This window comes from Flavobacterium galactosidilyticum (assembly GCF_020911945.1).
GTDB lineage: Bacteria > Bacteroidota > Bacteroidia > Flavobacteriales > Flavobacteriaceae > Flavobacterium > Flavobacterium galactosidilyticum.
Genome location: NZ_CP087135.1, coordinates 1,085,661 through 1,099,032 on the forward strand (window position 1 = coordinate 1,085,661; position 13,372 = coordinate 1,099,032).

Below are 13,372 nucleotides of genomic sequence, written 5' to 3' on the forward strand. Positions count from 1 at the left end.
TTCCGATCGGGAAAGGTTTTCTTTTATATGCTATATTTTTTCAAATTTAATCTTTACTATTTAGTTTTGAAAGCAATCTTAGGAATTCGATATACAACCAAACTAGTGTAATCATCAATCCCATTGCGCCATACCATTCCATGAACTTTGGCATTTTTTGTTCAGCTCCTTTTTCAATTCTATCGAAATCTAAAAATAGGTTTAAAGCAGCGATCACAATTACAAAAACACTAATTCCTATGCTAGTCATTGAGTTGCCGTAATGAACCGGTACAAAGCTGGTAAATAATGAGAACAGCCATGATATAAGGTAGTAGGTTGCTATGGCAAGTGTAGCAGCCACGACAACGGATTTGAATTGCTCCGTTACTTTTACAATTTTATATTTATAAAGGACTAAACATACCATGAAAGTTACAAAAGTTGCTCCCACTGCTTGTATAACTATACCTGGATACATTGCTTCAAAAATAGCTGAAATTCCACCTATAAAAAGACCTTCGAAAAGAGCATATCCCGGGGCTAAGTAACCTGAATACTGTGGTTTGAAAGCGGCAATAACAACCAAAACTAACCCAACTATAGCGCCGCCAATTGCAGGCGCCATTGGATTTAGTCCGTTAAATGCCATCCACCATATCACCATAGCCGAAGCGGTAAGAAGCAAGAATAAAATAATGCTCTTATTAACAGTTCCTGACACTGTCATATCCTGATTGTAATCTATAATAGTTGACTGACGAGTGTCATCTTTTCTAGATACAGCAGTTGAAAAAGTTTTATTATTTAAAAATGGATTATTAGAATTTAAACTCATAATTAGATTGGTTTATTGTTGCTCAAATATAAATGATATTTTATAGAAGAGTGTTTATTTATTCTTAATATTTGGAAGGTAGTTTACTTAGCTAAACGCAAAAAATCCGTCTCATTTAATAACGAGACGGATTCTATTTTTAATTGAATAGCTTTATTCTATTTCAGAAACTCTCAAGGTATTTACCATCCCTTTATCTTTTATTGGCATAGCTGCTAAGTTGATCAGTAAATCTCCTGCTTCCACAAAGCCTTTTTGTTTTACTATATCATTGATATCTGTTACAGTGTCGTCAGTACTTACTGTTTTTTCATAGAAAAAAGATTTTACACCCCATAATAAATTTAGTTGCGTAAGTATTCTTTTGTTCGAAGTAAATACTAAAATATGTGCATTAGGTCGCCATGCTGAGATTTGAAATGCAGTATAACCACTGTTTGTCAATGTACATATTGCTTTTGCGTGAATTGCATTCGCCATTGTTGCTGCGTGGTGGCAAATCGTTTTAGTAATAAAACGTTTTGTCTTAATCTGTGGTGTATTTTGAGGAACCTGAATTAACGGAGAATCTTCAACTGCTTGAATAATTTGCGACATTTTTTGGATAACCTGAACTGGGTAATTACCAGTTGCAGTTTCTCCGGAAAGCATTACAGCATCAGCACCATCCATAACAGAGTTTGCAACATCGTTTACTTCTGCACGCGTTGGCGTAAGGCTAGTAATCATTGTCTCCATCATTTGTGTAGCTACAATTACTGGTATTCTAGCTGTTTTTGCTCTGCGAATTAACTCTTTTTGTACAAGAGGTACTTCATGTGCGGGAAGTTCAACACCTAAATCTCCTCGAGCAACCATCAGACCATCGCAATAAGCAACAATTTTATCGATGTTTTCTAGTGCCTCAGGCATTTCTATTTTAGCAATAATTGGAATTTTGTAGTCAGAATGTTTTGCTATTAATTCCTGTAGGTCTTGTAAGTCTTCTGGTGTCTTTACAAATGATAAAGCAATCCAGTCCACATGTTGTTCGATAGCAAAAATAGCATCTGCAATATCTTTTTCGGTCATAGCCGGAAGTGATATTTTAGTATTAGGTAAGTTAACTCCTTTTTTAGATTTCAATTCACCACCTTGAATTACTCGCGCTACAACTTCTGATTTTTTATCAGTTTCAACTATTTCAAAAATAAGTTTACCATCATCAAGTAAAATTCTTTCCCCAGGATTTACATCGTTTGGAAAGTTTTTATATTTCATGAATACTTTTTTTGCAGTTCCAAGTATGTCTTCGGCTGTAGTAAACGTAATTAAATCGCCATCTTGTACTACAACGCCTTCTTCCATAACTCCTACGCGAAGTTTAGGGCCTTGTAAATCACCAAGGATTGCTGTAGTGTAGCCAAACTCTTCATTTAAACCTCGTATAAGGTTTATCTTTTCTTTTACATCATTGTAGTCAGCATGTGAAAAATTCACTCGGAATACATTTACCCCAGCGTCAATCATGTCTTTTATGATTTCTCTAGTGCTACATGCAGGTCCAAGTGTGGCTACAATTTTAGTTTTCTTGTTCGTAAGCATTTTTATTAAAAAATTAAATTGTTTTTAGATTTTATTAGACTTGTTTCTACTATGTAAACTGTAGATACGTTTTCTATGGTATTTAATATTAATTGCACGTTGGAAATATCCAAAGTGTCTTCGTTGTTTTCTATTTTTAAAAAATAATCTACTTTTTTAAATTCAGGAAGTAAAAAGGCTTTTGTAGCTACTTCCATAGTCACATTTGAAAATAGATTTTGAGTATTTCCGTCTTTAATGTGGATGACCTCATTTACATTTTGAATTAAATTCCAGGAAGCTGTGTTTTCTTCATCATTATAATAAAATCTGGAAAAGTTTATTTCACCTTCTTTTATTTTTATTTGAATTTCATTTTCACTTTTACTTAAATTAACTGGTAATTTTTGATTGATAAAGTATGCCAGTCTATAATCTTCTAAGGAAGTATGAATCGCAATAAGATAGTAATCTATTTCGTCGAATTCGCCAAGATCCAATTTGTGAATAGCCATTTCATTAAAAAATAAAATGTAAATATACTATTTCTATCATTGTGTTTGGCCAGCGAAAGCGTATGTTTTTGTTAATTTATGAACGATAACGTTGTAGTTTTACGAACATTGAGGTTATTTTCTGTCCATTTTTTCTTGAAATGCGAAATAAGCGCGTTGTGATGCTTTTTCTTCTGCCTTCTTTTTAGATGTTGCTCTAGCTTTTGCAATTACTTTATCGTCAATACTCAGTTTGACGCCAAAAAGACGTTGCCCATCTATAGCATTGTCCTCAAAAATATCGTAATGGAATATTTTCTTTTCCTTTTGGCACCACTCAATAACTAAGCTTTTGTAGCTAATTACTTTGCCTTCTAGTCTAGCAATGTCAACGTAAGGAGTAATCACTCGCTTTTGAATGAATTTTTCACAGTATTCGTACCCTCTGTCTAAGTAAATGGCTCCTACAAGTGATTCAAAGATATTTCCATGCACATTGTCACCAAAATGCTGAACGGGAACTTTGCTCTCTATAAAATTACATAAATTTAAGTCCTTACCTAATTCGTTCAAATGTTCTCTACTTACAATTTTTGATCGCATTTTTGTAAGATAGCCTTCGTCACCTAATGGTGCTTTGTCAAATAAATAAGCTGCAATTACGGAGCTAAGCATTGCGTCACCTAAGAATTCAAGTCGTTCGTAATTCATTGGATTTCCTGAACCATCTACACGATTTGCGGAACGATGCGTGAATGCTTTTTTGTAATTGTCTAAGTCTAAAGGAGCAAATCCTAAAATTTTCTGAATAGAATCAAAAAAAATCCCGTCTTCTAGAGAACGGGATTTTGAAAATATTTTTCTGATTATACGCATATATAATTAGATTTCTAATTTTTTTACTAATACACAAGCATTATGTCCTCCAAAACCGAAAGTGTTACTCATAACAACTTTCATGTCTCTTTTTTGAGGTTTGTTGAATGTGAAATTCAATTTAGAATCTATGTTCTCATCATCTGTAAAATGATTGATAGTAGGAGGTACAATACCATGTTTCAACGAAAGAATCGAAGAAATAGTTTCAATAGCTCCAGCAGCTCCAAGTAAATGGCCTGTCATAGATTTAGTTGAATTTAAATTCATCGTGTAAGCATGCTCTCCAAAAACGTGCAATATCGCTTTTGATTCTGCAATATCACCGAGAGGCGTTGATGTTCCATGCATGTTCACTCCATCTACATCAGATGGTTGTAAACCTGCATCTCTCAAACAGTTAATCATAACATTTTTAGCGCCTAATCCTTCAGGATGTGGAGCAGTAATATGATAAGCGTCTGCTGACATACCGCCACCACCTATTTCGCAATAGATTTTAGCACCACGAGCAATAGCATGTTCGTACTCTTCAAGAATTAATGCTCCTGCTCCTTCACCAAGAACAAAACCATCACGGTCTTTATCCATTGGTCTTGAAGCTGTTTTTGGATCGTCATTTCTGGTTGATAAAGCATGCATTGCATTAAAACCACCCATTCCTGCAATCGTTACAGCAGCTTCAGATCCGCCAGTGATCATCGCATCTGCATGGCCTAAACGAATGTAATTGAAAGCGTCTATAATAGCATTAGTTGACGATGCACAAGCTGAAACAGTAGCAAAATTAGGACCTCTAAAACCATATTTTATTGAAATATGCCCGCAAGCAATATCCGAAATCATTTTAGGAATAAAGAAAGGATTGAATTTTGGAGTTCCATCACCTGCGGCGAAGTTTAACATTTCGATTTGAAATGTTTCTAGACCACCAATTCCTGATCCCCAAATAACACCAATTCTATCTTTGTCTAATTTTTCTAAGTTAAAACCAGCATCAACAACTGCTTCGTCAGAGGCAACCATTGCATATTGTGCATAGCGGTCCATTTTTCTTGCTTCTTTTCTATCTAGAAAATTTTCAGCATTAAAATTTTTCAATTCGCAAGCAAAATGAGTTCTAAACTTAGACGCATCAAAATAGGTTATTGGCGCTGCTCCGCTAACGCCATTCATAAGTCCATTCCAATATTCTTGAATATTATTTCCTATAGGTGTAAGAGCGCCTAAACCTGTTACAACAACTCGTCTTAATACCATAAATTCTTTATTTTTGTTATCTTTAAACAAATAAAACCCATGTGTTCTTTGCTGTATTATAGTACAAAAAAGCCATGGGTGTTACAATAAATATAGTTTTTGATTGAATTTCAATCTCGAATTTAATTTTAATACAATAATAATAACACCCAGTTTGTAGCTATTTGAGCAGCTAAAAACCGGGTGCAAAGTTATTATTTTTTAGCTTCCTCGATGTATGAGATAGCTTGACCTACAGTAGCAATGTTTTCTGCTTGATCGTCTGGAATTTGAATGTCAAATTCTTTTTCGAATTCCATAATAAGCTCTACAGTGTCTAATGAGTCAGCTCCTAAATCATTAGTGAAGCTTGCTTCTGTTACAACTTCGTTTTCGTCAACGCCTAATTTGTCTACGATAATCGCTTTTACTCTTGATGCAATGTCTGACATAATCTTTAATTTTAGAATTTAATTTGTTGGCAAAAATAAAAAACTTTATTTGAAAACAACTATTTAGTTAATAAATGTGAGGACTAATGTATAAAATTTATTCTAACAAAGCGGAGGCAATGTTATTTATTTTCGTTTTTTATGCGTTTTTTTGTGCTTTAAAAATAGACTAGATTATGAAAAAAATTGTTGTTTTTGCTTCTGGATCGGGTACAAATGCTGAAAATATCATTCAGTATTTTTCGAAAAATGGAGTTGGAAGTGTTGCGGCTGTTTTTACAAACAAAGCAAATGCCGGTGTGATTGAAAGAGCAAAAAAATATAATGTTCCTGTTGAAATTTTCTCAAAAGAAGATTTAATAGAAGGTAAAGTACTACAAAAACTTAATGACATTGCTGTAGATTGGATTATTTTAGCAGGATTTTTATTAAAATTTCCAGAAAACATTGTCAAAGTGTATCCTAATAGGATCATAAACATTCATCCGGCGTTGTTGCCAAAGTATGGCGGAAAAGGAATGTATGGAATGCACATCCATAAAGCAATTGTTGATAATAAAGAATTAGAAACGGGAATAACTATTCATTACGTAAATGAAAATTATGATGAAGGCGCTATTATTTTTCAGGAGAATGTAGTTTTGTCAGGAAAGGAAACGGCAGAGGATGTTGCGGCAAAAATTCACCTATTAGAACAAGAACATTTTCCAAAAGTGATATTGAGTCTTTTAGAAAAATAGAGTTGAAGTGTTTTGATAGGCCACGGTGCTGTAATCTTTTATTGCAAAACCTTGCAAGTAACAATACTAATTTTAGGTCTTAATTGGCTAATACTATAAAATGGAATACGACGTACATATATACACTGACGGTGCTGCCAAAGGAAATCCAGGAAATGGAGGTTATGGTGTTGTAATGGAATGGGTTGGTAAACCGTATAAAAAGGAGTTCTATGAAGGTTTTCGTAGAACTACTAACAATCGTATGGAATTGCTTGCCGTTATTGTAGGTCTTGAGAAATTAAAAAATCCAAACACAAGGGTTTTAGTGATATCGGATTCGAAGTATGTAGTGGATTCTGTGGTTAAGAAATGGGTTCTTGGTTGGGAGAAAAAGGGTTTTGTAGATCGAAAAAATTCTGATTTATGGAAGCGGTTTCTAATCGTTTATCGCAAGCATAAAGTGGATTTCAAGTGGATCAAAGGACATAACAATCATGTTCAAAATGAAAGATGCGATGAGTTAGCGGTTATGGCTTCGATGCAAAAGCAACTTTCTATTGACGCTTTTTACGAAAAGGAGGAGGCGAAATTGCTGTAAATTTTTCAATATTCTAATTGAAAAATTAGCAAAATTTTACGTTTTAAATCCATTGCAGTTTTATTACTTATAAACTATCTTTGCACCTTAATTCGAAACGTATATAATGAATAAATTATTGATTGTTGGAACTGTAGCTTTCGACGCAATTGAAACTCCTTTTGGAAAAACTGATAAGATTTTAGGTGGTGCAGCTACTTATATTGGATTGTCTGCTTCATTTTTTAATTTACAATCGGCTATAGTTTCTGTAGTTGGAGATGATTTTCCACAAGAATATTTAGATTTATTAACAGCAAGAAATATTGATATTTCTGGTCTTGAAGTTGTCAAGGGAGGGAAAACTTTCTTTTGGAGCGGTCGCTACCATAACGACTTAAATTCAAGAGACACGTTAGATACGCAATTAAACGTTTTGGCAGATTTTCAGCCGAAAGTTCCTCAAGATTATAAAAATTCAGATATAGTGATGTTAGGAAACTTGCATCCTTTAGTGCAAAGTAGCGTTTTGGATCAAATGGAAAAGCAACCAAAATTAGTGGTACTTGACACGATGAACTTCTGGATGGATTGTGCGCTACCGGAATTATTAGAAGTGATCAAGCGTGTAGATGTTATTACAATCAACGATGAAGAAGCGCGTCAGCTTTCTGGTGAATATTCTTTAGTTAAGGCTGCAGCCAAAATTCAGACGATGGGTCCAAAATATGTGGTGATTAAAAAAGGAGAACACGGAGCGCTTTTGTTTCATAACAAAGATGTGTTCTTTGCACCAGCTTTACCATTAGAAGAAGTTTTTGATCCAACTGGAGCTGGAGATACTTTTGCCGGTGGATTCGCTGGGTATATTACACAAAGCGAAAACATTTCATTTGATAATATGAAAAATGCAATTATTCAAGGTTCTAATCTAGCTTCCTTTTGTGTGGAGAAATTTGGAACGGAAAAAATGCTTGATTTAGATAAAAGTGACGTGTTGTCAAGATTGCAACAATTTAAGTCATTGACACAATTTGATATAGAATTATAATGTATGAAAAACCTCGGAAACGGGGTTTTTTTGTTTGCTAAAATAGCAACTAACTGCAGCGAGTCTGATTATTGAAAACAGCATAAATCAGCTCAATTAATACACAGAATAACACAACAATTACAAATAAATACAATGAGTGACGCTTTAAAACATGAATGTGGTATAGCCTTAGTACGACTACTTAAACCGCTTGAATTCTACAAAGAGAAATATGGAACTTCTTTTTACGGAATTCAGAAAATGTATCTTCTTATGGAGAAGCAGCACAATCGCGGACAAGATGGTGCTGGTTTTGCAAGTATAAAATTAGATGTGGAACCAGGAGAGCGTTATATTAGCCGCGTTCGATCGAATGATTCACAACCGATTCAGGATGTTTTTACTCAAATTAATGATAGAATAAACGAAGAAATGACAGCTCATCCTGAATATGCGGATGATGTGGCACTTCAAAAAAAGAAAATTCCATATTTAGGCGAATTGTTTTTAGGACATGTTCGTTACGGAACTTTTGGAAAAAATAGTATTGAGAGCGTACATCCATTTCTACGTCAGAATAACTGGATGCATAGAAACCTGATTCTAGCAGGTAACTTCAATATGACTAATGTGCAAGAACTTTTTCAAAGTTTAATTGAATTAGGGCAGCACCCTAAAGAAATGGCAGACACGGTTACTGTTATGGAAAAAATTGGACATTTTCTAGATGACGCAGTGACTGATTTGTACCAAGATTGTAAAAACGAAGGTTTAAATAAGAGAGATGCTTCGGCTGTGATAGCAGAGCGACTAGATGTAGCACGCATCTTAAGAAGAGCGTCAAAAAACTTAGACGGAGGTTACGCAATGGCCGGTCTTTTAGGTCATGGTGATGCTTTTGTTTTTAGAGATCCTGCAGGAATTCGTCCCGCTTATTTTTATCAGGACGACGAGATAGTGGTGGTTGCTTCTGAAAGACCAGTAATTCAAACTGCTTTTAATGTTCCTTTTGAAAAAATTCAAGAAATTGAGCCAGGAAGTGCCTTGATAATCAAAAAGAATGGAACCATTTCTATGGAAGAAATTCTGACTCCTACAGTTAGAAAATCATGTTCATTCGAGCGTATTTATTTCTCTAGAGGAAGCGATGCCGAAATATATCAAGAAAGAAAAACTCTAGGAAAGTTAATTCTTCCTGCGGTTTTAAAGGCAATAGATAAAGATACAGACAATACTGTTTTTTCGTATATTCCTAATACTGCTGAAACCTCTTTCTACGGAATGGTAGAAGCTGCGCAAGATTTTTTAAATAAAAGAAAGAATAACCATATTCTTAAAAACAGAGATGTTTTAACTAAAGAATCGCTTGAAGAGCTATTAGCTGTAAAAATACGTACTGAAAAAGTAGCAATTAAAGATGCGAAATTAAGAACATTTATTACTGAGGATAGTAGTCGTGATGATTTAGTGGCGCACGTTTATGACGTTACTTACGGTGTTATCAAGCCAACAGATAATTTAGTAATTATCGACGATAGTATTGTGCGTGGAACTACGTTGAAAATGAGTATCATTAAAATGATGGATCGTTTAAACCCTAAACGAATTGTTATTGTTTCATCAGCTCCACAAATTCGTTATCCTGATTGCTATGGAATTGATATGGCTAAAATGGAAGGGTTAATTGCATTTAGAGCAGCACTTGAGCTATTGAAAGAAAGAAATCAATATCATATTGTTGATGAAGTGTATTTGAAATGTAAAGCGCAAGAAAACTTTTTAGATACTGAGGTTGTTAATTATGTTACAGCTATTTATGCGCCATTCAAACCACAAGAAATATCAGATAAAATTGCTGAAATGTTGAGTTCACCTGAAATTAAAGCAGAAGTGAAAATTATTTTTCAAACGGTTGCTAATCTACATATTGCTTGTCCTAAAAATTTAGGAGATTGGTATTTTACAGGTGATTATCCAACACCAGGAGGGAATCGCGTGGTAAATCGTGCATTTATGAATTTTTACGAAGGAAAAGACGCAAGAGCCTATTAAGTTGATAAATGGTGGCTTTTATCGGTTTTATTAGTTGTTTGTCTAATATATTTGGCGATAAACGCCTTCTGTTATAAATTTGATCTACCATAAAATTAGTAGGTTAAGCTTATGGTAGATTTGGGGCAAAAAGGGTGGAAGTAATTCCACCTTTTTTATGGAATACACTCAACGAAAAAGAATCGAAAAAATACCAATATAAAAAAACGGATGAACTTATTAGCTCATCCGTTTTTTATTTTCAGTGATTAGATCTGTGTTATAATTAAAAAAAATCTATTTCTCTAAAGCATATCTTCTAGCTACTTCAGTCCAGTTAATTACATTGAAGAAAGCTTCGATATAATCTGGTCTTCTATTTTGATAATGCAAGTAGTAAGCATGCTCCCAAACATCCATTCCTAAAATTGGAGTTCCGCCACAACCTACACCAGGCATTAATGGATTATCTTGATTAGGTGTTCCGCAAACACTTACTTTTCCGCCTTTATGAGTGCAAAGCCAAGCCCATCCAGAACCAAATTGTGTAGCTCCTGCTTTACTGAAACTTGCTTTAAATTCGTCAAAGGTTCCAAAAGCAGCCTCAATTGCAGCTAATAAATCACCAGTAGGTAATCCGCCACCATTAGGAGCCATAACAGTCCAGAACAAGTTGTGATTGTAAAAACCACCACCGTTGTTTCTAACAGCCATGTTTTTCATGTCAAGATTGATCAAGATGTTTTCAATAGTCTTACCTTCCATATCTGTACCTGCAACTGCAGCGTTCAGATTAGTAGTGTAAGCATTATGATGTTTTGTATGATGGATTTCCATTGTACGAGCATCGATATTTGGTTCTAATGCATCATAAGCATAAGGTAATTGTGGTAATTCAAAAGCCATAATATGATTGTTTAAATTAATGTATAATATTATATTTAGTCAAATTTAGACATTTAAGTTTGGAATTGGAAATTCTAGGGTGTTATAATTTCATTAAATAAAGGGATAAGGAACTCCGTTTTGCTATAAATTGATTGATAATCAGGAGTTTTTAGGGGTTTAATTCTTAATTCCTCGGTGACATAGATGCAGAGTTAGAACGTTATGGATTCGTAAAGTAGTATTGGGTTCTGTTTATGAATTGTTAAACTTGGCTTATGGTTGAATTAGTGAATGCAATTGCGGTTATATGTTACGATTGTGCCATTGCCATGCAAACAATACTAATTCTAGCTCCAGGAATTTTTAATAACGCTCGAGAACAAGCTTCAAGGGTAGATCCTGTGGTGATTACGTCGTCAATTAGTACGAAATGTTTATTGTGATCTTTCTCTGAATAAGTAACGTCAAAAACACTTTCAATTCCTTCTGTTCTGCCCAAAAGATTTTTCTTAGATTGTGTTTTCGAATATTTATTTCGAACCAAAAGGCAATCATTATAAGGTATATTTAATCTACCAGAAAGTGCTTTGCCAAACGTTGTTACCTGATTGTAGCCCCGCTCTCTGAATTTTCTTGGGTGTAAGGGAACTGGGATTATTTCATCTACTGTTTTCATGAATTCCATACAACTTAAATCTTCAGCATACCATTCGCCAACAATGGAGCCTATTTCTTCATGCCCTTTGTATTTTAAATTATGAATGAGCTGTTGTACAATTCCCTTTTTATGAAAATAAAACAATGCCGATGCATGCAGTATCGGAACTCTTCCATAAAACTTTTTTGAAGCGTCGTTATCAGGACTCAAATGATGATTTGTAAGAGGTATATCATGTCGGCAAACGGTGCAAATTACATTTTCATTTGTGAGTAAAAAGGAGTTGCATCCGGAACAGACTTTTGGGAAAAAGAGATTTAGAATGCTTTTAAACATATAATCAGAGATTTAATTGTAAAAATAAGCAAATCGATGTTTGAATCTTCAGCAATTTACTTTTTTTAGAACATCGCTTTTTATATTTTTGCACCACTATGGCAAAACAAGAAGATTTATTTAAGAATGTAGTTTCGCACGCAAAAGAGTACGGATTTATTTTTCCGTCAAGCGAAATCTACGATGGTTTAAGTGCGGTATATGATTATGCACAAAACGGAGTGGAGTTAAAAAAGAATATTCGTGAATACTGGTGGAAAGCGATGGTTCAAATGAATGATAATATTGTGGGTCTAGACTCATCAATTTTAATGCACCCTACAACTTGGAAAGCTTCTGGTCACGTAGATGCGTTCAATGATCCGTTAATTGATAATAAAGATTCGAAAAGAAGATATAGAGCTGACGTTTTGATTGAAGATTATGCTGAAAAGTTAAATCAAAAAGCAATTAAGGAGATTGAAAAAGCACGTACTCGTTTTGGTGATGCCTTCAATGAGGAGGAATTTGTAACGACTAATGCACGAGTGATTGAATACAAATCAAGAGAAAGAGAAATTCTAGAAAGAATGGGACGTTCACTTGGAAATGAAGATTTAGAGGATGTTAAAGCCTTGATCGAAGAGCTAGAGATTGCTTGTCCTGAATCAGGTTCACGAAATTGGACAGAAGTACGTCAGTTTAACTTGATGTTTGGAACTAAGTTAGGAGCATCATCAGATACTGCAATGGATTTGTATTTACGTCCAGAAACAGCACAAGGTATTTTTGTTAATTTCTTGAATGTTCAAAAATCAGGACGAATGAAAGTCCCTTTTGGTATTGCACAGACGGGAAAAGCCTTTAGAAATGAGATTGTTGCTAGACAGTTTATTTTCCGTATGCGTGAATTTGAACAAATGGAAATGCAATTTTTTGTTCGTCCAGGTGATGAAATGAAGCATTACGAGTTTTGGAAAGAAGCTCGATTGAAATGGCATGTGTCTCTTGGTTTAGGAAGAGAGAATTACCGTTTTCATGATCACGAAAAGTTAGCACATTACGCTAATGCAGCAGCAGATATTGAGTTTAATTTTCCTTTCGGATTTAAAGAGTTAGAAGGAATTCACTCTCGTACTGATTTTGATTTAAAAGCACACGAACAATTTTCAGGAAGAAAATTACAGTATTTTGATGCTGAATTGAATCAAAATTATGTGCCTTATGTAGTAGAAACTTCAGTAGGGTTAGATAGAATGTTTTTAGCTGTTTTTGCCACTTCATTAAAAGAAGAAACGTTAGAAGATGGTTCAACAAGAACAGTATTAAAATTGCCATCCGTTTTAGCACCTACAAAAGCGGCAGTTTTACCGTTGGTTAAAAAAGACGGTTTACCTGAGATTGCACATAAAATTATTGAAGACTTAAAATGGGATTTCAATGTGTCTTACGATGAGAAAGATGCAGTAGGAAGACGTTATAGAAGACAAGATGCGCTAGGAACTCCTTTTTGCATTACAGTGGATCATCAAACTGTCGAGGATCAAACGGTAACTATTCGTCATAGAGACACGATGAAACAAGATCGCGTAGCTATTTCAGAATTAAAATCAATTATTGAAAATGAAGTTTCAATGAAAAATTGGTTGATGAAAATGTAATTATATTTTGACTTTAATGCAAAGGCTTCTCGATTTCGAGAAGCCT

General features: G+C 34.4%; 13 protein-coding genes. 5 read left to right on the plus strand and 8 right to left on the minus strand.

Going from position 1 to position 13,372, the window contains the following annotated elements; all coding sequences use genetic code 11:
• Nucleotides 1-46: 46 nt before the first annotated feature.
• The 6 genes from LNP27_RS04735 to LNP27_RS04760 all read right to left on the minus strand — a co-directional run bounded on the left by LNP27_RS04735 (nt 47) and on the right by LNP27_RS04760 (nt 5,441).
• Nucleotides 47-817 carry a Bax inhibitor-1/YccA family protein gene (locus LNP27_RS04735; RefSeq protein WP_229943384.1) on the minus strand — a complete coding sequence of 257 codons (771 nt, stop codon included), beginning with the start codon at nt 815-817 and terminating at the stop codon, nt 47-49.
• Nucleotides 818-970: 153 nt separating this feature from the next.
• On the minus strand, nt 971-2,401 hold the full coding sequence (gene pyk, locus LNP27_RS04740) for a pyruvate kinase (RefSeq protein WP_229943385.1): 1,431 nt from the start codon (nt 2,399-2,401) through the stop codon (nt 971-973).
• A gap of 5 nt (nt 2,402-2,406) precedes the next feature.
• The gene (locus LNP27_RS04745; protein WP_229943386.1) at nt 2,407-2,895 is read right to left on the minus strand and encodes an IPExxxVDY family protein; all 489 of its coding nucleotides are present in this window, start codon (nt 2,893-2,895) and stop codon (nt 2,407-2,409) included.
• Between the two features lie 114 nt (nt 2,896-3,009).
• Nucleotides 3,010-3,750 (minus strand): ribonuclease III, encoded by a 741-nt coding sequence (gene rnc, locus LNP27_RS04750; RefSeq protein WP_229943387.1) that lies wholly within the window; start codon nt 3,748-3,750, stop codon nt 3,010-3,012.
• Nucleotides 3,751-3,756: 6 nt separating this feature from the next.
• Nucleotides 3,757-5,010 carry a beta-ketoacyl-ACP synthase II gene (gene fabF, locus LNP27_RS04755; RefSeq protein WP_229943388.1) on the minus strand — a complete coding sequence of 418 codons (1,254 nt, stop codon included), beginning with the start codon at nt 5,008-5,010 and terminating at the stop codon, nt 3,757-3,759.
• A gap of 194 nt (nt 5,011-5,204) precedes the next feature.
• Complete coding sequence (locus LNP27_RS04760) at nt 5,205-5,441, minus strand: acyl carrier protein (protein WP_007137004.1); 237 nt, start codon at nt 5,439-5,441, stop codon at nt 5,205-5,207.
• A 176-nt stretch (nt 5,442-5,617) separates the two neighbouring features.
• Here LNP27_RS04760 and purN point away from each other — a divergent pair, with 176 nt between their 5' ends.
• The 4 genes from purN to LNP27_RS04780 all read left to right on the plus strand — a co-directional run bounded on the left by purN (nt 5,618) and on the right by LNP27_RS04780 (nt 9,825).
• On the plus strand, nt 5,618-6,181 hold the full coding sequence (gene purN / locus LNP27_RS04765) for a phosphoribosylglycinamide formyltransferase (protein ID WP_229943389.1): 564 nt from the start codon (nt 5,618-5,620) through the stop codon (nt 6,179-6,181).
• A 100-nt stretch (nt 6,182-6,281) separates the two neighbouring features.
• On the plus strand, nt 6,282-6,761 hold the full coding sequence (gene rnhA / locus LNP27_RS04770; protein ID WP_229943390.1) for a ribonuclease HI: 480 nt from the start codon (nt 6,282-6,284) through the stop codon (nt 6,759-6,761).
• A gap of 106 nt (nt 6,762-6,867) precedes the next feature.
• Nucleotides 6,868-7,791 carry a PfkB family carbohydrate kinase gene (locus LNP27_RS04775; RefSeq protein ID WP_229943391.1) on the plus strand — a complete coding sequence of 308 codons (924 nt, stop codon included), beginning with the start codon at nt 6,868-6,870 and terminating at the stop codon, nt 7,789-7,791.
• 135 nt (nt 7,792-7,926) lie between these two features.
• Nucleotides 7,927-9,825: an amidophosphoribosyltransferase gene (locus LNP27_RS04780; RefSeq protein ID WP_229943392.1), complete on the plus strand. Its 1,899-nt coding sequence runs from the start codon at nt 7,927-7,929 to the stop codon at nt 9,823-9,825.
• A 276-nt stretch (nt 9,826-10,101) separates the two neighbouring features.
• Here the strand turns inward: LNP27_RS04780 and LNP27_RS04785 are convergent, their stop codons facing one another.
• Together LNP27_RS04785 and LNP27_RS04790 are read right to left on the minus strand one after the other, a co-directional pair.
• A complete protein-coding gene (locus LNP27_RS04785) occupies nt 10,102-10,710 on the minus strand; it encodes a superoxide dismutase (RefSeq protein ID WP_229943393.1) in 609 nt (202 codons plus the stop codon).
• A gap of 292 nt (nt 10,711-11,002) precedes the next feature.
• A complete protein-coding gene (locus LNP27_RS04790; protein ID WP_229943394.1) occupies nt 11,003-11,686 on the minus strand; it encodes a ComF family protein in 684 nt (227 codons plus the stop codon).
• Nucleotides 11,687-11,784: 98 nt separating this feature from the next.
• On the opposite strand from LNP27_RS04790, the gene LNP27_RS04795 reads away from it, so the two are divergent.
• On the plus strand, nt 11,785-13,326 hold the full coding sequence (locus LNP27_RS04795) for a glycine--tRNA ligase (protein ID WP_229943395.1): 1,542 nt from the start codon (nt 11,785-11,787) through the stop codon (nt 13,324-13,326).
• The last annotated feature ends 46 nt before the right edge of the window (nt 13,327-13,372 follow it).